The following is a 20,366-nucleotide window of genomic DNA, read 5'->3' on the forward strand; positions in this document are numbered from 1 at the left end:
TTAATTATTCAAATTATACTCTATTCTAGCTATTAAATCATTGTAGTGATTTTGAGTAGCCTTATCTCCTTTCTTTCTTTTCTTTTTCAATAATTTTAAGATTCTTTCTAATTCTGCTCTTTTATTTGAACCAGCATCTGATACTCTAGGTATGTAAGTAAAGTGTACATTTTTAAAACCCTTCTGTTCGCTTGTTAATGTTGTTTGTTTTGTTTTCTTTAATAATATGTTTCTATCTACAGTTAATACGTCTACATAGTTTTTTTGAGTCATACGATCAAACATGTCTAAAACTTTATTATTAATTGTTTTCTTAAAAACTGCTTTAAAAAGTTCATCGAATAAGTACTCTTCTGTAAAAGCTTTTTTATCATCAGACATTAACACTTTGTTTTCTGTAATTCGCATTAATCTATCTGTCTCAACAAGACGGAAAATCATGTTTGTCTGATAGGCTCGATGCATAGAGACTGGAGAGTAAAACCGTTCTCCATCTGGTGCATCTCTTACAGGATATACTTTATGAATTAAATCAGGAGTAAACAGCCATTTTTGTGGTAAAATTGCTTTACTTATTATATACTCTAATGATTTTTTTTGAACTTCTACAGGGACTGGTACAAAGGTATTTTTATTATCACCGTAAATAGTATTGTTAATATAAATCCCTCCTATATTTGCCATAACATGATTATTGTATAGCACCCATTGATCTATAACTGCTTTATATAACTTAGACGCTCTATAATAATCTTTCCCTTCCTCTTTTGTCCATCTTAAAATGTTTGGTACAATTCTTTGTAAATTTTTCAGCCCGTACTCACTTGCTTTTACAGCATCATTACCTAAATCTTCACTTTGAGACCTTGGGTCTATAACTTTTCTTTGCTGTGGACCATAAAAATATAATGGATCATTTTCATGTTTTCTTATCCACTGGTTTAAAATTGGCAACTCTTCATGAGGTGTTTTCCCATCTAACCAACGGTACCCCCAGTTAATAGCATACTTATCGTAAACTCCTATTTTCGGGCTAACTTCTGTTACTTTATCTCCAGGTTGTGCAACGTAATTGTATCGTGCATAATCCATTATAGATGGCGCCGTTCCTCCCATTTTTTTAGTAAAACTGGCTGATCTCAACGAATCTACCGGATAACTAAATGATGCTCCCATATTATGCTTTAATCCAAAGGTATGACCTACTTCATGAGAGGATACAAACCTTATAGACTCTCCCATTATTTCATCTGAAAAAACATTAGCTCTTGCTTCTGGGTTTATAGGTCCTGTTTGTACACGAATCCATTGGTGTAGCCCTTTCATTAAATTATGCCACCAAATGATATCTGACTCTAAAATTTCTCCACTTCTAGGATCTACTATTGATGGCCCCATAGCGTTTTGTCTTTCTGAAGCTACGTAGGTAATTACCGAATAACGAACATCATCAATATCAAAATTTTCATCTTCTTTGGTAACTTGTTTTACAACTACTGCGTTTTTAAACCCTGCCTGTTCAAAAGCTTTATTCCAATCATAAACTCCATTTTCAATATATGGTATCCATCTTTTTGGTGTTGCAGGATCTATATAATACACTATTTGTTTTTTGGGAATTACTAATTCACCTTTTTTATATCTTTCGATATCTTCTTTTTTGGGTTCAAGCCTCCAACGTGTAATTAATTCTCGATGTTCTACTTCATGCTGACTATCAGAATAATAATCCATTGACTTACTAAAGTACCCTATTCTTTTATCTCCAAAACGAGGCTTCATTATATTGGTTGGCAACAAAACTATATTCGTCGTAACTCCAATAGATAAAGGTAGTGCTGCACTTTTCCCTTCAGACACAGAAGTTGTTAAAAGAGATTTTACTACTATGTTTTTAGAGAAAGTTTTTACTTTCTCAACCTTAGATAATTTTGTTTTAATACTACCTCCCAAACCAATATTTGACAATAAATCATTAAAACTTTTATCTTTTCCGTTAAAAACCCTGTTTACTTTGATTAATGCTGTTGTTTTCTTTTTGTTTTCAGACTCGATTTTAAACTCCTCTATAATAGATTCCCCAAAATTATCATGTACCGAAAGTGTAATTGCATTATTTTTTGGCGAAGTTACTCTTGGGTTAATTGTTTTTACCCAAACCTTATTTAATACTGTATCTTTATAAAATCTAATTAATTTAGTTTCATAAGCCATCCCTTTATTTAGTCCGTGTCCGTTTAGTGCATAAGGAACTTGAGAAACTTTATTGACAATTAAAAAGTCTTTTGAGAATAATGAATCTGGTATTTCAAAATAGATATCTTCTTTTAATCTATAAACATTAAACAATCCCTCTTTTTTACTTCCTTCTTTTTTTAATTTGGAATAAGATACACTACCACTATCTTTTATAGAATCTTTCTTTTCTTCTTTTTTTTGTGCAAAAACAGAAGTCGTAAAAATTACAAAAAGTAAACTAAGCGTTTTTAAATTAACATACTTCATTTGAGAATAACCCTTCTTAAATTATTTTGATTAACAAGAAACCAAATGTAGAACTGAAGATGCGTTTTAAAAATTAAATAAGAGTGAAGTAGTTTTTTTAAGGAGTGAATTTTATTATTTTGATAATAAAGGAAGATAACATTTAAATTCACCTTCAATTATTCCTGTCTTAAATGAATTTACACTATAAAATGCATAAAAATTATTCAAATAATTCAAACCCACACTATAGCTTGCTTCTTTTTCACCTTTTCTTGGATTATAATTGTTACTAACTACAATTACATCCTTTTCAATTAAAATTTTAACGAAAAGGGGGGTCTTTTTTGTTATTTCATTATGCTTAATAGCATTTTCCAATAATGTTTCTAATGCTAAAAAAGGAATCTTCTTCAACAGTGCTTTATCTTTACTATTATCTATAATACTTAAGTTTATACTATTATTAAATCTGATTTTTTGCAAAAAGAAATATTGTTCTAAAAAGTATAATTCTTCTTTAACAGTAGCAAAATTAGCTTCTCTGTCTTTTAATAAGTATCTATAAACTTCAGAAAGCTTTAGAACAAACTGTTGAGACATTGTTTTATCTAATCCTATTAAAACATGTAAAGAATTTAATGTGTTGAATAAAAAATGAGGGTTTAACTTTTTTCGTAACTGACTTAACTGTAATCGTGCGTTTTTTTGTTGATATTGTTCATTACTTATAGCTAATCGTTTTCTTTCTTGCTCATACTGAAGTGTTTTTAAGTGCTGACTTCTTAATTGACTTCGGGAAAAAGTCAATATTAACATAAAGGTTAATAATGCCAATAAACTCATCCAAAGTAAATACTGCTTTATATTATTTACTGACTCTTTAATAAAAATATTTAAAGGAAAGCTTGTTATTAAAATTAATTCAGAATTACCCACCTGTATAACATCATAATAGCGCATCACCTCCAATTTCAAATATTCAGAAATTGCAGCTACTTTAACTTGTTTTTTCTTTTTGTAATCTTCCCGTTCAAAGTTTTTCATAACCTTATTCAACGAGACTTTATCAAAAAAAGAAGTCTCACGCTTTCCTATATACCCTATTTCAGGATGTAGCATACAAACACCTTCATTATTCGTTAAAGTAACATACCCTCCTTTTCCACTATATTTTTGTGAAAAATAATTCCAGTATTTTAACAAGTTAATATCATAACCAAAAACAACAAAAGCGCCATCTTGCAATTGATATTTAATAATCTTTCGGTAATATGTTTTACCTCCTAAATTTAAAACTGTATCAAAAACTTGATTTTTATCTTCAAGAGATTTTATTTTTTCTAATACATTTTTACTAACATTGATGCTACCAAAAAAGTAAGAATCTAAAACCTCTTTATCCTCCAAAAAATAAACAAAGCTTACATCTATGTTTTCTTCAGAAAAAGCTAACTCACTATTAAAAAGCAATCTATTTTTAAGCTCACTTCTATCTGAATCAGCACTACTTTCAATAATTTTCTGAGTATCTACAATAAACTTATTAAAGTCGTTAAAGTCAAATTGCAAAATACTTTCCTTTTCCTTTGCATACTGCTTTATAACAACCTCTATCAAGCCTTCTGCTTCTGAAGTTATCTTATTAGTTATTAATCTATATCCAATAAAAAATAACACCATTAACAATACACCTACTAAAAGGTAATATTGATGCTTTCTTTTTTTTAACAAGAACTTCATAAAACTAATTATCTAACCAGTTTTTAAAGTCTTTTATTCTTTGCGCGCTCACCAATAACATTTCCTCCACTTGCAAACTAGGTTGTAAGTCTATTTTTATACGATTATTACTATATTTAGAAATGTTTTTAATTGCAGAATGCTGAATAATGTATTTCCTATTAATCTTGAAAAAATATTTTTCTGATAACTCTTCTTCTAAACTAGAAATTGTTCCGTCATAAAGGTAACTTTCACTATCAAAGGTAAACAAGAATAAGTATTTTCCTTGCGCCATAAAATAAGCTACATCTTCTCTTTGTATAGAAATTGATAAACTTCCTTTTGACACTAAAAAACGTTCTTTTTCTTTTTGATGCTGTATTCTACTATTCATTTGTAATAGTAATTGTTCTAGCTTATTGGTATATCCTTTATTTTCATGAAGGTTTATGTATTTTTCTATAGCTTTATTAAGTAACTCTTCACTATAGGGCTTTAATAAATAATCTATTGCAAAAAATTGAAAAGACTTAATTGCATACTCATCAAAAGCTGTTGTAAAAATAATAGGAATTGAAGTTTTCAAACTCTCAAAAATTTCGAAACTATAACCATCGCCAAGGTGAATGTCACTTAAAATTAAGTCACAAGTGTTTTTTTGAAGCCAAAGAATTGAATCTTCAACACTTTCCAACCGCCTTTTTACAGAAATTGGATATGGACTTTTAAGTAATAAATTCTCTAGAGAAGATGCCGCTAAATCTTCATCTTCTATAATAACTACATCCAATGTCTTCATTTCTAAATTAAGTTTTAAGAGGTATGCTCAAAAGTATTAAATTATTTTCATCTTTAATTAAAAGTTATATTTATGCTAACTTATAAACAGTTACTTTTTAGCTGAAAGACAAACAACACACAATAAAGAAATCCACTTTAGTGTTAATTATGGAAGTTAAAACTTGGCTTAACGATTATTACAGCACCCTCTTCGCTTTAATAAAAGCGCGTTTCCAATAATTTTCATGAAGCGAGGTTACAATCACACCTCGTGAAGTGGTTGAGTGAATAAAACGGATATCTCCATTATCAACAGAAGTTACTAACCCAACATGATTTACTCTCCCCCTTTTTCTTGAAGTTTTAAAAAATAGTAAATCTCCTCTTTGAACCTCTCGTAATGAAATGTTTTCTCCTTGTACGTACATTTGGTGCGATGTTCTTGCTATGGATACATTTCGTTGTTTAAACGATGTGAAAATTAATCCAGAACAATCCATTCCTCTTTTAGTCATTCCTCCAAAACGATATGGCACTCCTTTATAAGTTACTGCGGTCCATACAATTTTATCTGCAACGGTTACATCCTCTTTTTTTGTTAATGTTTCACTGGTTTTAGTATCTGTAACTTCTACTTTTTTAGGGTTAACTATTGAAGCTCTTTTTTGATAAGTCGTGCTAACATTTTTTGATGATCCACAAGAAATCATTAAAAATGATACCATACATATAAAGAAGACTTTTTTTATCATGCTATTTTTACTTTTTTAATCCAGCAACAATCAACTTTGCTGTTTTTGCAGAGGCTCCTTTTCCTCCTAATTTTTGTTCCAAATCAAAGTATGACAAAAACAATTGCTGACGATGCTCTGGTTCTAAAATACGTGTTAATTCGTATTGCAAATTTTCTTTGGTAAAATCATTTTGTATCAATTCTTTTACCACTTCTCTATCCATTATTAAATTAACTAACGATATGTATTTTAATGTTATTATTCGTTTGGCTATTTGATATGAAATGTTGCTTCCTTTATAGCACACTACTTGAGGCACTTTAAACAAAGCTGTTTCTAAAGTTGCTGTTCCTGACGCTACCAAAGCAGCATGTGAAATACTTAATAAATCATACGTTTTATTATTAATGAATTTCACATTTGAATCTCCAATTATTTCTTGATAAAACTCGTAAGATTGACTTGGTGCTCCAGCCACTACAAACTGATATTGTGGAAAATTCTTTACCAACGAAAGCATTACTGATAACATTTTTGTTATTTCTTGCTTTCTACTTCCTGGTAACAATGCTATAACCTCTTTATGTCCCAAGTTATGTTCTTTCCTAAACTTTTCGATAGAAACTTGTTCTCTTCCAGCAATTCCATCAATTAAAGGATGTCCTACAAAATTAACATTATAACCATGCTTATTATAAAACTCTTTTTCAAACGGAAGAATTACAAACATTTGGTCGATATCTCGCTTAATATCTTTAACTCTACCAGCTCTACTTGCCCAAACTTGAGGTGAAATATAATAGTTGGTTCTAAAACCTTGCTTTTTTGCCCATTTAGCAATACGAAGATTAAAACCTGAGTTATCAATGAAAATAATTACATCAGGATTGAATTGAGCAATGTCTTTTTTACAAAAAGAAATCATTCCTAAAATCTTACGTAAGTTCATCAACACCTCAACAAACCCCATAAAAGCACGCTCTTTATAATGCTTAACAAGTGTACCTCCAACTTCTTGCATTAGGTCTCCTCCCCAAAAACGAATATCAGCTTTTGGGTCTTCCTTGAACAAGGCCTTCATTAAATTGGCTCCGTGTAAATCACCCGAAGCTTCACCTACAAGAATGTAATATTTCATGTATTAAAATTAGAAAAACTTTAAAAATGCTGTTAATAAAGCTACAGCAATTGTAGTTATTAATACTCCTCTTGCTCTATAATCTTGTTTCTTCTTTAAAAATACCCAAAAAACAAATAAATTAGGTATCGCTGCTAAAGCTATTACAGACCCCAATACTCCTCCTTCTTTTATTGTAGTAATAGTTTCAGAAATACTAAGTTCTGAGATATACTCTAAATAAATAAAAAACCCACAAGTTGTTGCCAACAATGAGACTATAATTCCTATCAATATCTCTTTTTTTATATGTCCCATGTGTGTAGTTTTTGAATTGCGTGATGTGCTGTCATATCAAATTGAACAGGTACTACAGATATAAAACCATTTTCTAACGCCCAAATATCAGTATCTTGTCCTTTATCTCTATTAATAAACTCTCCAGAGAGCCAATAATACTCTTTCCCAAAAGGACTTTTACGTTTATCAAACGTTTCTTTCCAATATCCATTCGCCTGTCTACATATACGAACTCCTTTTATTTCGTCTTCTTTTAACTTAGGAATGTTTACGTTTAAAATTACACCATCTGGTAATCCATTTAACAAAACATTTAACGCTATTTTTTCGATAAACTTACGTGCTGCTCTAAAATCGGCATGCCAATCGAAATCTAATAAAGAAAAACCTATTGCAGGAATCCCTTCAATACCAGCCTCAACAGCAGCGCTCATAGTTCCTGAATAAATTACATTAATTGATGAGTTTGCTCCATGATTAATTCCTGAAACACATAAATCTGGTGTACGATTTAAAATTTCATTTTTTGCCATTTTAACGCAATCAGCAGGAGTACCCGAACAACTGTACTCTATTTGTGGACCTTCATCAATAGTAATTGGGTTACAGTGTAACACGTTATTCACAGTAATAGCATGCCCCATTCCACTTTGCGGACTATCAGGTGCAACTACAACTACATCTCCAATTTTATTCATAATTTCAATTAACATACGAATACCAGGAGCAGTAATTCCATCATCATTCGTAACTAAAATCAAAGGTCTATCTTGCATAGTAAGTAAGTTTTACAACAAATGTAACATAAAAAAAGGATTCTATTTTTAACATTTTGTAAAGACAGATTGGTTCATTTTATGTGTAAAATTGTGGTAATCAAACTCAAACGTTATGGTACGGATTATTGTTTATGTTACAGTTTTTGTTATTTCTTCTTTTTTTTCAATTATTTCTGCTCAAAATCCCCCTACAAAACCTTGTAGTGAATTAAACTATACCCAGTTTGATTTTTGGATTGGAAATTGGAATGTTTATAATACACAAGGAAAATTAATTGGTCATAACAACGTTATAAAAACGCCTAATGCTTGTGCTATTCAAGAAAATTGGAGTTCTAAAACATCAAAAAGTCAAGGAACCAGTTACAACTATTATAACAAAACAGATAATACTTGGAACCAAGTTTGGATTGATAACACTGGTTTTTCACTAGTTTTAAAGATAATTCTATGACTTTAAAAAGTGATCTTGTAAAAAATGAAAAAGGCAATTATTACAATCAGATTACTTGGACAAAGAACAAAGATGGTTCTGTAACTCAAGTTTGGAATTTTCTTAATGAAGACCTTAAAAAGACTAAAGAAGTTTTTAGAGGCATTTATAAAAAGCAATAAAACTAAAAAATTGGCATTATTTTAGTAGCTTAGCAACACAACGACTCAACACAAATTAAAAAGACAGAAGGTTTTATGAAGACGAAGTTTATTATACCATTTTTAGCAATCACCCTTTTATTTTCTAACTCTGTTAGTTCGAATACGCTTCCAAATAACGATCCTGAAAAAGACCGTGTTATTGTTTATGTTTTAAAAAATATTTTAAGTAGGTACCATTACGTTCAAAAAAAGTTAAACGACGATTTTTCTGAACATGTATATACTACATTTATTGATGGTTTAGATCCTAGTAAGCGTTATTTTACTCAAGAAGATTTAAAAGAGTTTTCTCAATACAAGTATCAAATAGATAATCAACTAAGAGAATCGAATATTGATTTTTACAAATTAGTATATAAACGTTTTTTAGAAAAGATGGAGTCAGGTAAAAAGACCTATCGTTCTTTATTAAAGCAACCTTTTAACTATAAGAAAAAGGAAGTTATTGATATTGATTACGACAAAGTTCCGTATGCTAAAAACGAAACCGAGTTAATTGATTATTGGAGGAAGCAATTAAAATTATCGATTTTAAGCAATATTGAAGACGCTGAAAATCAACAAAACGAGAAGGCTAAAAAAGATAAGAGCTTTAAAAAGAAAAGTTTTAAAGTTTTAGAGGCTGAAGCACGAAAAAAAGTCTTAAAAAACATGGACGACTTGTACATGCGTATAGGTGAACTTGAAAACTCTGACTGGTATTCTACGTTTTTAAATAGCGTAGTAAGCGGTTTTGATCCGCATACAACTTATATGTCTCCTCGAATTAAAACACGTTTCGACCAAGAGATGTCTGGTAAATTAGAAGGTATTGGAGCTCGTTTACAGAAAAAAGGTATTTACACTCACATTGTTGAATTAATTTCTGGAGGACCTGCATGGAAACAAGGTGAGTTAGAGGCTGACGATATTATTTTAAAAGTTGCTCAAGGAGATGAGGAACCTTTGGATATTGTTGGAATGCGTTTGGATGATGCTATTAAATTCATCAAAGGAAAAAAAGGAACAGAAGTTCGTTTAACCGTAAAGAAAAAGATTGATGGTTCTATTAAAGTTATTCCAATTATTAGAGATGTAGTTGAACTTGAAGAAACTTTTGTAAAGTCAAGTATAGTTGAAAAAAATGGTAAAAAATATGGAGTCATTAACCTTCCTAGATTTTATATAGATTTCAACGACTTAAGCCGTAGAGATGCAGCAAAAGACATGGAAAAAGAAATTGAGCGTTTGAAAGAAGAAGATGTTCAAGGTTTAATTGTTGATTTACGTGATAACGGAGGTGGTTCTTTAAAAACAGCTATTGAAATTGGTGGTTTGTTTATCAATAAAGGGCCAATTGTTCAAGTTAAATATCGTGGTGAGGATCCTTTAGTAAAGGTTGACACTGATCCTAAAATTCAATGGGAAGGGCCATTAGTAGTGATGGTAAATGAATTTTCTGCTTCTGCTTCTGAAATTTTTGCTGCAGCAATGCAAGATTATAAACGTGGTGTTATTATTGGTGGTAAGCAAACTTACGGTAAAGGAACTGTACAAAATGTGTTACCTATAAACCGTTTTTATGAGCAATATCCTAATGATTTAGGAGCTTTAAAAATGACCATTCAAAAATTCTATAGAATCAATGGTGGTTCTACTCAAATTGAAGGAGTTTATTCTGATATTTCTTTACCTACCAGATATAGTTATATGGATTTTGGAGAACGTGATTTAGATGGTGCTTTACCTTGGGATAAGGTACAACAAGCTAAATATACCACTACAAACTCATATAGTAATTTTGCAGATGTTGTTTACAATAGTAAGCAACGTGTAATGAACAACGAAAAATTTAATAAAATAAATGACTATGCTAAGTGGTTAAAGAAAAACCAAGACGAAAGAGTCTATTCTTTAAACTATGACGCCTTTAAAAAGGAAAGTGAAGCTAAAACTAAAGAAGGAGAACAATTTAAAGATATTTTTAAATTTGATTCACACTTAACATTTGTTTCTCCTAAGTACGAGTTAAACCTATTTAAAAAGGATACTGTTTTAGAAGAAAAACGTATTGCATGGCATAAAAATCTTCAGAAAGATATTTACATAAATGAAGCGCTAAACGTACTAAGCGAATTAAAAATGAACAACAACCATGTTGCTGTAAAACATTAAAAAAAGGGTTCAAATGAACCCTTTTTCTTTTTTACTCATTTTATGCTAAAAAATACTTTTTTAAACTTGTTAGCTACTTACTCAAACGATAACAACCTTAACATCCTGTTATGGCAAGAAGTTGTTGAGAGTTATTCTGATAAAAAGAGATACTATCATACATTGGAACATCTTGAGAGTTTACTTTTTCAACTTACTCCAATAAAAACTGAAGTAAACCATTGGAACACAATTTTATTCACGTTGTTTTATCATGATATTATCTACAACTCTTTAAAAAGTAATAATGAAGAAAAAAGCGCTGAATTAGCTATTAAAAGAATGAAACAACTTTCAGTACCAAACGAAATTATAGAAAATTGTTATTCTCAAATATTAGCTACTAAATCTCATAAAACCTCTGAAGATTCAGATACTAACTATTTTACTGATGCTGATTTATCTATCTTAGGACAAGATTGGGAAGTATATACTCAGTATTATAAAAATGTACGAAAAGAATATGCCATTTATCCTAGTGTGATTTATAACTCAGGGAGAAAAAAAGCATTACAGCATTTTTTAACGATGAAAAATATATTTAAAACAGAATATTTTTATCTAAAGTTTGAAGAAACTGCTCGTATAAATATTCAAAGAGAAATTGAGCTGTTATAAAAGCTCAATTTTAACTACTAACCCTTCATTAGAACGAACATTAAACACTGTTTCATCCTCAAATATTAAGTATTGTCCTTTAATACCTACCAATTTACCTGTGTATGTTTCTTCCTTTTCTAAATTTAAGCTTTTAGGTTTTTTAGGAAACTTTTCAACTGGAAACTGAATATTCGTTTCAGTATTATTAGCTATGTAGTATTCTTTAGCTTCATCAGGTATAAACTCTTGTAACTTTTCTCTCCATTCTACTAAGTTTTCATCCTTAATATCATTCTTTAGCATGGTTCTCCAATTTGTCTTATCAGCAACATGCTCTTTTAAGGCGACTTCGGTAATTCCTGCTAAATAACGATTCGGTACCTCAACAATTTCAATGGCTTCATGTGCCCCTTGATCTATCCAACGAGTTGGTACTTGTTGTTTTCTGGTTACTCCCACCTTTACGTTACTTGAGTTTGCTAAATACACTATATGTGGTTGCAATTGTACCTTTTTTTCGTACTCCAAATCTCTATCCTCTTCTCCTAAATGCGCTTTACTTAATTCAGGACGCATTATCCAATCACCAGCTGTTGGAGTTTCAAAAAAGCATTTTTTACAAAAACCTTGACGGTAGATTTTTTTTTCTAAATGGCAGTTTAAACACTCGTAAGTAACAAAACTTAAGGTTAGCTCCTTATTCAATAACTGATTAATATTCAAAAAATCACCTCTCATATCTAAATAGTATTGAACTGTACTTAAATTTTCAGTAGGCATTTTTTTTAAAACTCCTTGGTATTGCATGTCTTAAATTTTGTTACATTTAGCTTCACAAAATTACAGTAAAAAAATTGAATTAAGAGTTAATCTATGACGTTTCCATTTATAAATTCCATCATTTCTTGGTTCTTAAAAAAGCGTAAACATCAAGTAGAATTGTTTTTAAAATATCCTATTGATGTTCAGAATGAGCTATTACTAAAGCTTGTAAGTGCTGCTAAGAATACAGAATTTGGAAAACAACAAGATTTCTCTTCAATTAAAAGTTATGCTGACTTCGCTAACAGTGTTCCCATTCAACGTTATGAAAGTATTGAACCACTTATTGAGCGTTGTAGAAAAGGAGAACAAAATTTATTTTGGCCTACGCCTATACGTTGGTTTGCAAAATCAAGTGGTACTACTAATGCAAAGAGCAAATTTATTCCTGTAAGTGATGAAGCTATTGAATATTGTCATTTTAAAGCAGGAAAAGACATGTTATGTTTATATATAAACAATAACGAAAACGCAAAACTTTTTACTGGTAAGGGACTACGTTTAGGTGGAAGTTCTGCTGTATATGAAGACAACAACACTTATTTTGGTGATTTATCTGCAATCATTATTGAAAATATGCCTTTTTGGGCAGACTTTAGCTCAGCTCCAAGGCAAGAAACTGCTTTAATGAGTGAGTGGGAAACAAAAATGGAAGCTATTATTAATGAAACTATTCATGAAAATATTACAAGCTTAGTTGGTGTTCCTTCTTGGATGTTAGTTTTATTAAATAGAGTACTTGAAAAAACAGGAAAGGATAATATTTTAGAGGTCTGGCCTAACCTAGAGGTTTATTTTCACGGAGGAATAAACTTCAATCCATACAGAGAACAGTATAAGAAACTCATTCCAAGAGACGATTTTAAATATTATGAAACCTATAATGCATCGGAAGGTTTTTTTGCTATTCAAGACCGAAATGATTCTGATGAAATGCTATTAATGCTAGACTACGGAATTTTTTATGAGTTTATTCCAATGAGTGAATACAATGGAGAAAACTCTAAAGCTATTCCTCTTTCTGAGGTAAAAAAAGATGTTAATTACGCCATTATTATTACCACAAATGGTGGTTTATGGCGTTATCTGATAGGAGATACTGTTAAGTTTACCTCAACTGATCCCTATCGCATAAAAATTACTGGACGTACTAAGCATCATATTAATGTTTTTGGCGAAGAGTTAATTATTGAAAATGCCGAAGATGCTTTAAAAGTAGCGAGTGATAAAACTAACTGTGAAATTAAAGAGTATACCGTTGGTCCTATTTTTATGAATGGTAAAGAGAATGGTGCACATGAGTGGATTATTGAGTTTAAAAAGGCTCCTGAAAACCTTACCTTTTTTACTGAAGAGTTAGATAAAGCTTTAAAAAACTGTAATTCTGACTATGAGGCTAAACGCTATAATAATATGACTTTAGCAATGCCTAAAATACATTTAGCTCGTAAAGGTTTGTTTTACGATTGGATGAAGGAAAAAGGAAAATTAGGTGGACAACATAAAATTCCTCGTTTATCAAATAGTCGTGATTTTGTTGAGGAACTTTTGAAATTATAAACGTACTACTTACTCTGTTTTAATTTTAATAGGCAATTGATATTTTGTTACTACTGGAATCCCTCTTTTGATAGCAGGACTTATTCTTGGGAGTTTTTCTATTGCTAACTTTACAATACTATCTAATTCTGGTAATTGATTGGTAACACTATCAGATGTAGTTAGTTCAACTAAAACAAACTCCCCTTCCTTATTAATCAGAATATCAATTAAAACTTCTTCATCTAAGCTATTTTTAGTAACAAAATTATATTGTTTTAAATTCGTTGTTATTCTTTTATGAATTTCTTTTCTAAAACAATTCGCTTTGGCTTCATCAAGTAAATCTTTACACCTATTAAAAGAGGGATATACATCTACTTTTGTAAAATCTACAATCGTATCTATAGCTTGCGCACTATTCTTTTTTGGGTATGAAAAGAAGTCGCAAGAAAAACATAGCAAAGCACAAATTAAAAAAGCCACATAGCGAAAACTCATCTTATTGATTTTAAGATGAATATACAAAATTAAATACTATTGTAAAATCTCTCCTTGTAAGAAATAGTACTTTTTAATTTCTTTTAACCTTTCTTTAGCGTGCTTAGTTAATACAGAATCTTTTCTTTCAAAACGGTTTACATAATTTTTATAATGTTTGTAAGCTATTCGTTTATCCTTGTAATAGTCTTCACTAGTTTTTGCTAGTTGGTACAATGCTTTATAATTTTTCCTATTCTCTTCAAAAGATTTTTTATATGATTTAAGTTCTTCTTTAGGGTTACCTAATTCTTTATAAACTCTTGCTAATTGATAATATTCAACATCTCTAGGCTCTTTACCAGCAAAAGTTGCCACCATATAATCTAACTGAGCTTTGTAAAATTTTTTCTTTTCAAAATTAATATCACCTAAATAGGTATAGGCTTTAAAATCTGATTTATCTATTCTTATAGCCTTATTAAAATACTTTTTTGCCTCTTCGTATTTCTTTAGATTAAAATAACTACGCCCTAGCATTTTTTGCGTGTAATGTTCGCTGGGATCTATAGTATCTATTCTTTTTAAAAATTGAATAGCCTCAGTAAACTTTTCTTCTCTATATAAGTTATTAATTTTTAACTTATTTAAATTAATATGATTAGGGTTTACTACCAAGCCCCTATTTATAAATATGTTTGCTGAATCTTTATCATGTAATAAAGTGTAAGCTAATGCTAAGTGGTGAATAGATTTAATGTGGGTTGTATCATTTTTATACGCCTCTAAAAAACTGTTTATTTTTAGATTTCGCTTTTTCAACATTCCATAAGCAATTCCCAATCGGTAATGATAATTTGCATTCGTGCTATCTTGCTTAATAATATTTTTAAAAGTATCAATCGCCTTTGCTGGTTGTTTCGTTTGTACATACAATTTTCCTAACTGATACTTTATAAGTAAATTTTCAGCATCTTGACTTATAATACCTTCGTAAACATCAATAGCTTTTTGTAGTTTTTGTTCTTTTTTATATGCTTTTGCCAACCTTACTTTTACTGAATAATCATCTTTTAGCTTCAAAGCCTTTTCATAGTATAAAGAGGCTTTTTTATAATTATCGATTGAAGCGTAAATAGATGCTACTTTTGAAGTTGATTGAAAAGTAGTATCTAACTCATGTAACTTTGTTAATGCTGTTTGGTAACGTCCTATATTTACTAAACTATCAATAGTTTTAAAAGTCGAAACTTGTGCCTCGACTTTTAAAAATGCTATTATAAAAACAATAAGTAAAATTTTATCTCTCACGTTTCTATTTTTGGTGTTGTTCATTGGTTATTTGTGACCAATATAATTAATTTATTCTACGTTAAATGTGATAGGTAAAGTATAGCCTACTCTTACTTTTTTGCCATTATGTTCACCTGGTTGCATTTGTGGCAATTTTTGTACCAATTCTTCTGCATGCTGTTTTAATGTAGGGTGCGGTGCTCTTGCATTTACATCAGTTACTTTACCATTCTTATCTACTCTAAACTGAACATAAATTCGTTTTTTTCCAGCAGATAATTCTAACATTTTTGATAAAGAAGCATCAAAATTATCTGCTACAAATTGTTGTAAACTTCTAGTGAAGCAAGCTTTATCTCCTTCAGCACACCCTGGAAAAGTTGGTGCTTTATCTAACGTAGCAAAAGGAACATTATCTCCCTCTATTGTCTTTCCTTTGTTAGATTTATTTTTTTTAAGTGAAACACTCATATCCATAAATAAAACTTTACGAGCTTTATTCTCAAATCCTTCATAAACTTTCAAGTTAATATCTTGTCCCTTTTCTTTAAACTTATTTACAACTTCATTGTATTCAGACAACTCTAAACTCGTTAGATCTTTTAACTGCACTTCTTTTGTTTTAGGTTCTTCAACCCCCATATACACATCCATATAAGACTGCTTTGAGTCAAAGATTCGCTTATTAATTCCTGACTCATCCAAATACATAACTGAATTTTCTTTTTGCTGCTCAACATTACTTGTTTCACTTGAGCAAGCTGTATACAAAATCATACTCCCTAAGAGAGGTATTAGTAATAAATACTTTAATTGTTTAACTTTTTTTGATTGTGTTTTCGTAATCATAATAATTCGTTTTTTGATTAATGTATGTTTGTAAAATTGATTAATGAATGAAATATGCTCGACCTGAAAAATATCAGCGAGTAAATGGTTTATATAATTTTCTTTTTTATCTGATTTACTGGCTACAGCATCTGAAATATATTCATGAACCAGAGAAATGCGGTTTTGATACACATATACCATCGGATTAAACCACATAACTATTTTCAAAAACTCAAAAAACAACAGGTCTAATGTGTGTTTCTGTTCACTATGTACCAATTCGTGCTGAATAATTTTTTCTCTTTTCGGAGAAGGAATTTCGTTTCCTAAAAAAATATAATTGAAGAATGAAAACGCCTTAGTTTCTTTTGGCAATAAAACCAACTTATAAGTTTCTTTTCTAGCAACGCCATATTGTAAAACTAATCGAATAATACGTTCTAATTTTACTAAAAACACTATAAAAAACAATAAACATCCAATCCAAAATAGTACATCTAAATAATTGAAGGATTGATACCAAGCAGCTTTTTCGATCACTTTTTGAGGTGATAACACTACTTCTGGTAATAAAGTGTAATATTCTTGAGGAACAGCTTTTTGAACTGTCGAAATTTTAAATAAAGGCAACATAAAAGAAAGTAATGCTGTACTTAGCAAATACCACCTATTTTTTGTAAAAAATGTTTCTTTACTTAAAAAGAAATCATACACCGCTACAAAAAGTACTTGGAATAATATAACTTGAATAATGTAGTTTATCATGACTTCTTATTTTTATTCACCTCTTTTAAAATACTTTCTAATTCTTGGATATCCATTTTATTTTCTTTCATAAAAAATGACACCATACTTTTAAATGAGCCTCCAAAATAACCATTCATTAACTTGTGTAAACTCTCATTACTATACTCTGACTTTTCTACTAACGGATAATACACATAACCTCTACCCTTTGGCTCATGCCCTACAAACTCTTTCGTCTCCAAAATTCTTATAATAGTTGAAACTGTATTATATGCTGGTTTGGGTTCAGGTAATTCTGTTATTACTTCTTTTACTGATGCTTTATTTAACCTCCATAACACCTGCATTATCTGCTCTTCTGCCTTCGTTAATTGTTTACTCATTATATATTTTTATGAAATGTTCTGAAACAAATATAACTAAAAAATTAGTTTAAACTAATTTTTTAGTTAATAAATATGTAACAAAGCTTTAATATCTTCGTCTTATCTATAAAAAAGTTAATGGATATATTTTTAGTTATACTCGGTTTTGTATTTGCTTGTTTAGGAATTATTGGCTCATTTTTACCAGTATTACCTGGCCCTATTACTAGCTGGGTAGGTTTGTTATTGTTACACTTAACAAAAGCAGTTCCTCAAAATTGGACATTTTTAGGAATCACTTTAGCTATTGCTGTCATTATATTTTTTCTTGATTACTTTATCCCTGCAATGGGAACTAAACGATTTGGAGGTACGAAATATGGAGTATACGGTACCACTATAGGTTTAATTATTGGATTACTCTCTCCTATTCCTTTCGGAATTTTAATTGGCGCTTTCGTAGGTGCTTTGGTTGGTGAGTTAATTTATGATAGTAAAGATACCAACAGAGCTATCAAGGCATCATTTGGTGCATTCTTAGGCTTTTTAGCTTCTGCTACAATTAAATTTTCAATATCTATGGTATTCTTAGTACTGTTTTTTGTTAAGTTCTGGGAGTATAAAGCCGCTTTTTTTTAGGAAAAGTTTCTTTTACATTTTAATTCTAACTAATAACTCTAAGATTTCTCTCTTCGGTCGAAATGACGATTAATTATTTAGCCCCGATTGAAGCATTTGTTTGAGCTCCTCGTAGAGAGCGAGTGCGGAAAGCGGGAAATAGCTTCATAATAAACGTAAATAAAAAGCAAAAAAAAAGCAACCCATCTAAGGGAAGCTTTCCATTGGTTAACAAAACCATGATACTATTTAAAGTATCTAACAACACAACTAAATGCTGTCCTTTTAAAATTAGACAGCCTGCAAATATACATCCTTTTTTAAAACCTACAAATAAAAATTACTTTTTTTATAAAATCTATATGATACTACCGTTGTCTAATTTTGTAATAGATTGTATCTTTGCACCTTTAAACAAAAATTACTTAAAAATTAAGTCAATGCAATTATCAGAACAAGAAGTTGTACGTAGAGAAAAACTATCAAAATTACGTGAATTGGGTATCAATCCATATCCAGCAGATTTATTTCCATTAGATACGAATTCCAAACAGATTAAACAGGAGTTTAAGGAAGGTAAGAAGGTAGTTATTGCTGGTAGATTAATGTCTCGTCGTATTCAAGGAAAAGCTTCTTTTGCTGAATTGCAAGATAGTGAAGGACGTATTCAAGTATACTTTAACAGAGATGAAATTTGTACAGGTGAAGACAAAGCTTTGTACAATGAAGTATACAAAAAATTATTAGATATTGGTGATTTTGTAGGTATTGAAGGTGAGTTATTTAAAACTCAAGTTGGAGAAATCACAGTAATGGTAAAAGATTTTAAATTATTAAGTAAATCTTTAAAACCATTACCACTACCTAAAGTAGATTCGGAAGGAAACACATTTGATGGTTTTACTGATCCTGAAATGCGTTACCGTCAGCGTTATGCTGATTTAGTAGTAAATCCGCAAGTAAAGGACGTGTTTGTAAAACGTACTAAGTTATTCAACGCCATGCGTCAGTTTTTTAACGATGCGGGATATTTTGAAGTTGAGACACCTATTTTACAACCAATTCCAGGTGGTGCAGCAGCAAGACCATTTATTACACACCATAATGCGTTAGATATTCCATTATACATGCGTATAGCTAATGAATTATACTTAAAGCGTTTGATTGTTGGTGGTTTTGATGGTGTATATGAGTTTTCTAAAAACTTCCGTAACGAGGGAATGGACAGAACACATAATCCAGAATTTACCGCAATGGAAATTTATGTAGCTTACAAAGACTACAACTGGATGATGGAATTCACTGAAAAATTATTAGAGCACTGTGCTTTAGCTGTAAACGGAACTACTGAAGCTACTTTTGGAGAGCATAAAGTTGACTTTAAAGCTCCATATGCACGTGTTACTATGGCAGATTCTATCAAACACTTTACTGGTTTTGACATCAACGGAAAATCGGAAGATGAAATCCGTAAAGCTGCCCAAGACATGGGAATTGAAGTAGATGAAACAATGGGTAAAGGAAAGTTAATCGATGAGATTTTTGGTGAGAAATGTGAAGGAAACTACATTCAACCAACATTCATTACTGATTATCCAAAAGAAATGTCTCCTTTATGTAAAGAGCACCGTGATAATCCTGAATTAACTGAACGTTTTGAGTTAATGGTATGTGGTAAAGAAATTGCCAATGCATATTCTGAGTTAAACGACCCAATCGACCAACGTGAGCGTTTTGAAGCTCAGTTAAAGTTAGCTGCTCGTGGTGATGATGAAGCAGGAGAGTTTATCGATCAAGATTTCTTACGTGCGTTAGAATATGGTATGCCTCCTACTTCTGGATTAGGAATTGGAATGGATCGTTTAATTATGTATTTAACGAACAATCCATCAATTCAAGAAGTATTATTCTTTCCACAGATGAAACCTGAAAAGAAAGCTCCTACAGTTGAACTAAACGACGATGAAAAAGCTGTATTAGCTTTATTAGAAAAAGCTGAAAAAATAGGTTTAAATGAGTTAAAAACTCAAAGTGGTTTGTCTAATAAAAAGTGGGACAAAACTATTAAAGGATTAACCAAAAACAGTCTTGCTAAAGTTGAAAAAACAGAGGAAGGTTTGTTTGTAGAAATCGTATAACGCATTTCAAAAAACTATATAAAATAAAAAAGCAATCTCATTTGAGGTTGCTTTTTTGTTTGGTTTTTATGCTATTTTAAATAACTTAGCTACTAAAGGATATGAGTTATCAAATTGAACTCATATCTTCAATAACGTCAACTACAATAACCTAAATCATGCAC

Annotated in this window: 19 protein-coding genes; 7 read left to right on the plus strand and 12 right to left on the minus strand. The window is 30.5% G+C overall.

Annotated elements, in window-relative coordinates; translation table 11 throughout:
- From ACTPNM_RS14715 to surE, 7 genes are all read right to left on the minus strand, one after another.
- Positions 1 to 2,505, minus strand: a complete 2,505-nt coding sequence (locus ACTPNM_RS14715; RefSeq protein ID WP_440122543.1) for a zinc-dependent metalloprotease — start codon at positions 2,503 to 2,505, stop codon at positions 1 to 3.
- A 114-nt stretch (positions 2,506 to 2,619) separates the two neighbouring features.
- Positions 2,620 to 4,227 (minus strand): sensor histidine kinase, encoded by a 1,608-nt coding sequence (locus tag ACTPNM_RS14720; RefSeq protein ID WP_440122544.1) that lies wholly within the window; start codon positions 4,225 to 4,227, stop codon positions 2,620 to 2,622.
- Positions 4,228 to 4,231: 4 nt separating this feature from the next.
- Positions 4,232 to 5,008, minus strand: coding sequence for a LytR/AlgR family response regulator transcription factor (locus ACTPNM_RS14725; protein ID WP_440122546.1), 777 nt, complete (start codon positions 5,006 to 5,008; stop codon positions 4,232 to 4,234).
- A gap of 178 nt (positions 5,009 to 5,186) precedes the next feature.
- A complete protein-coding gene (locus ACTPNM_RS14730; RefSeq protein ID WP_440122547.1) occupies positions 5,187 to 5,741 on the minus strand; it encodes a C40 family peptidase in 555 nt (184 codons plus the stop codon).
- Positions 5,742 to 5,748: 7 nt separating this feature from the next.
- Positions 5,749 to 6,861: a lipid-A-disaccharide synthase gene (gene lpxB, locus ACTPNM_RS14735; RefSeq protein WP_440122548.1), complete on the minus strand. Its 1,113-nt coding sequence runs from the start codon at positions 6,859 to 6,861 to the stop codon at positions 5,749 to 5,751.
- A gap of 9 nt (positions 6,862 to 6,870) precedes the next feature.
- Positions 6,871 to 7,158 carry a hypothetical protein gene (locus ACTPNM_RS14740; protein WP_274639703.1) on the minus strand — a complete coding sequence of 96 codons (288 nt, stop codon included), beginning with the start codon at positions 7,156 to 7,158 and terminating at the stop codon, positions 6,871 to 6,873.
- The gene (gene surE / locus ACTPNM_RS14745) at positions 7,146 to 7,916 is read right to left on the minus strand and encodes a 5'/3'-nucleotidase SurE (protein ID WP_115901697.1); all 771 of its coding nucleotides are present in this window, start codon (positions 7,914 to 7,916) and stop codon (positions 7,146 to 7,148) included. Before surE ends, ACTPNM_RS14740 begins: the two co-directional genes overlap by 13 nt.
- Before the next feature lie 115 nt (positions 7,917 to 8,031).
- On the opposite strand from surE, the gene ACTPNM_RS14750 reads away from it, so the two are divergent.
- From ACTPNM_RS14750 to ACTPNM_RS14765, 4 genes are all read left to right on the plus strand, one after another.
- Positions 8,032 to 8,373 carry a hypothetical protein gene (locus ACTPNM_RS14750; protein WP_440122549.1) on the plus strand — a complete coding sequence of 114 codons (342 nt, stop codon included), beginning with the start codon at positions 8,032 to 8,034 and terminating at the stop codon, positions 8,371 to 8,373.
- On the plus strand, positions 8,370 to 8,534 hold the full coding sequence (locus tag ACTPNM_RS14755; protein WP_440122551.1) for a hypothetical protein: 165 nt from the start codon (positions 8,370 to 8,372) through the stop codon (positions 8,532 to 8,534). The genes ACTPNM_RS14750 and ACTPNM_RS14755 overlap by 4 nt, the downstream gene beginning before the upstream one ends.
- A gap of 75 nt (positions 8,535 to 8,609) precedes the next feature.
- Positions 8,610 to 10,730 (plus strand): carboxy terminal-processing peptidase, encoded by a 2,121-nt coding sequence (locus tag ACTPNM_RS14760; RefSeq protein WP_440122552.1) that lies wholly within the window; start codon positions 8,610 to 8,612, stop codon positions 10,728 to 10,730.
- Between the two features lie 42 nt (positions 10,731 to 10,772).
- On the plus strand, positions 10,773 to 11,387 hold the full coding sequence (locus tag ACTPNM_RS14765; protein WP_440122553.1) for an HD domain-containing protein: 615 nt from the start codon (positions 10,773 to 10,775) through the stop codon (positions 11,385 to 11,387).
- Here the strand turns inward: ACTPNM_RS14765 and ACTPNM_RS14770 are convergent.
- Positions 11,382 to 12,176, minus strand: a complete 795-nt coding sequence (locus ACTPNM_RS14770; protein WP_440122554.1) for a DUF2797 domain-containing protein — start codon at positions 12,174 to 12,176, stop codon at positions 11,382 to 11,384. The genes ACTPNM_RS14765 and ACTPNM_RS14770 overlap by 6 nt on opposite strands.
- 66 nt (positions 12,177 to 12,242) lie before the next feature.
- Here ACTPNM_RS14770 and ACTPNM_RS14775 point away from each other — a divergent pair, with 66 nt between their 5' ends.
- The gene (locus tag ACTPNM_RS14775; protein WP_440122556.1) at positions 12,243 to 13,751 is read left to right on the plus strand and encodes a GH3 auxin-responsive promoter family protein; all 1,509 of its coding nucleotides are present in this window, start codon (positions 12,243 to 12,245) and stop codon (positions 13,749 to 13,751) included.
- Between the two features lie 9 nt (positions 13,752 to 13,760).
- On the opposite strand, the gene ACTPNM_RS14780 is transcribed toward ACTPNM_RS14775, so the two are convergent.
- From ACTPNM_RS14780 to ACTPNM_RS14795, 4 genes are read right to left on the minus strand one after another with little or no spacing between them, the layout of a single operon-like run.
- On the minus strand, positions 13,761 to 14,231 hold the full coding sequence (locus ACTPNM_RS14780) for a hypothetical protein (RefSeq protein WP_440122558.1): 471 nt from the start codon (positions 14,229 to 14,231) through the stop codon (positions 13,761 to 13,763).
- Positions 14,232 to 14,267: 36 nt separating this feature from the next.
- A complete protein-coding gene (locus ACTPNM_RS14785) occupies positions 14,268 to 15,545 on the minus strand; it encodes a tetratricopeptide repeat protein (RefSeq protein ID WP_440122559.1) in 1,278 nt (425 codons plus the stop codon).
- A 27-nt stretch (positions 15,546 to 15,572) separates the two neighbouring features.
- Entirely contained in the window at positions 15,573 to 17,099 is a 1,527-nt protein-coding gene (locus tag ACTPNM_RS14790; RefSeq protein ID WP_440122560.1) for an energy transducer TonB, read from the minus strand.
- Positions 17,096 to 17,464 carry a BlaI/MecI/CopY family transcriptional regulator gene (locus ACTPNM_RS14795; RefSeq protein WP_430730706.1) on the minus strand — a complete coding sequence of 123 codons (369 nt, stop codon included), beginning with the start codon at positions 17,462 to 17,464 and terminating at the stop codon, positions 17,096 to 17,098. The genes ACTPNM_RS14790 and ACTPNM_RS14795 overlap by 4 nt, the downstream gene beginning before the upstream one ends.
- Before the next feature lie 120 nt (positions 17,465 to 17,584).
- Between ACTPNM_RS14795 and ACTPNM_RS14800 the strand changes: the two genes are divergently transcribed.
- Together ACTPNM_RS14800 and lysS are read left to right on the plus strand one after the other, a co-directional pair.
- The gene (locus ACTPNM_RS14800; protein ID WP_099215456.1) at positions 17,585 to 18,085 is read left to right on the plus strand and encodes a DUF456 domain-containing protein; all 501 of its coding nucleotides are present in this window, start codon (positions 17,585 to 17,587) and stop codon (positions 18,083 to 18,085) included.
- 419 nt (positions 18,086 to 18,504) lie between these two features.
- Positions 18,505 to 20,202 carry a lysine--tRNA ligase gene (gene lysS / locus ACTPNM_RS14805; protein ID WP_440122562.1) on the plus strand — a complete coding sequence of 566 codons (1,698 nt, stop codon included), beginning with the start codon at positions 18,505 to 18,507 and terminating at the stop codon, positions 20,200 to 20,202.
- The last annotated feature ends 164 nt before the right edge of the window (positions 20,203 to 20,366 follow it).

The sequence above is a fragment of the Tenacibaculum sp. Ill genome (assembly GCF_051938915.1).
GTDB classification, from domain to species: Bacteria; Bacteroidota; Bacteroidia; order Flavobacteriales; family Flavobacteriaceae; genus Polaribacter; species Polaribacter larymnensis.

Coding starts and splice junctions, on each gene's coding strand:
- ACTPNM_RS14715 (WP_440122543.1), bottom strand. CDS start 2,505: ATGAAGTATGTTAATTTAAAAACGCTTAGTTTACTTTTTGTAATTTTT.
- ACTPNM_RS14720 (WP_440122544.1), bottom strand. CDS start 4,227: ATGAAGTTCTTGTTAAAAAAAAGAAAGCATCAATATTACCTTTTAGTA.
- ACTPNM_RS14725 (WP_440122546.1), bottom strand. CDS start 5,008: ATGAAGACATTGGATGTAGTTATTATAGAAGATGAAGATTTAGCGGCA.
- ACTPNM_RS14730 (WP_440122547.1), bottom strand. CDS start 5,741: ATGATAAAAAAAGTCTTCTTTATATGTATGGTATCATTTTTAATGATT.
- lpxB (WP_440122548.1), bottom strand. CDS start 6,861: ATGAAATATTACATTCTTGTAGGTGAAGCTTCGGGTGATTTACACGGA.
- ACTPNM_RS14740 (WP_274639703.1), bottom strand. CDS start 7,158: ATGGGACATATAAAAAAAGAGATATTGATAGGAATTATAGTCTCATTG.
- surE (WP_115901697.1), bottom strand. CDS start 7,916: ATGCAAGATAGACCTTTGATTTTAGTTACGAATGATGATGGAATTACT.
- ACTPNM_RS14750 (WP_440122549.1), top strand. CDS start 8,032: ATGGTACGGATTATTGTTTATGTTACAGTTTTTGTTATTTCTTCTTTT.
- ACTPNM_RS14755 (WP_440122551.1), top strand. CDS start 8,370: ATGACTTTAAAAAGTGATCTTGTAAAAAATGAAAAAGGCAATTATTAC.
- ACTPNM_RS14760 (WP_440122552.1), top strand. CDS start 8,610: ATGAAGACGAAGTTTATTATACCATTTTTAGCAATCACCCTTTTATTT.
- ACTPNM_RS14765 (WP_440122553.1), top strand. CDS start 10,773: ATGCTAAAAAATACTTTTTTAAACTTGTTAGCTACTTACTCAAACGAT.
- ACTPNM_RS14770 (WP_440122554.1), bottom strand. CDS start 12,176: ATGCAATACCAAGGAGTTTTAAAAAAAATGCCTACTGAAAATTTAAGT.
- ACTPNM_RS14775 (WP_440122556.1), top strand. CDS start 12,243: ATGACGTTTCCATTTATAAATTCCATCATTTCTTGGTTCTTAAAAAAG.
- ACTPNM_RS14780 (WP_440122558.1), bottom strand. CDS start 14,231: ATGAGTTTTCGCTATGTGGCTTTTTTAATTTGTGCTTTGCTATGTTTT.
- ACTPNM_RS14785 (WP_440122559.1), bottom strand. CDS start 15,545: ATGAACAACACCAAAAATAGAAACGTGAGAGATAAAATTTTACTTATT.
- ACTPNM_RS14790 (WP_440122560.1), bottom strand. CDS start 17,099: ATGATAAACTACATTATTCAAGTTATATTATTCCAAGTACTTTTTGTA.
- ACTPNM_RS14795 (WP_430730706.1), bottom strand. CDS start 17,464: ATGAGTAAACAATTAACGAAGGCAGAAGAGCAGATAATGCAGGTGTTA.
- ACTPNM_RS14800 (WP_099215456.1), top strand. CDS start 17,585: ATGGATATATTTTTAGTTATACTCGGTTTTGTATTTGCTTGTTTAGGA.
- lysS (WP_440122562.1), top strand. CDS start 18,505: ATGCAATTATCAGAACAAGAAGTTGTACGTAGAGAAAAACTATCAAAA.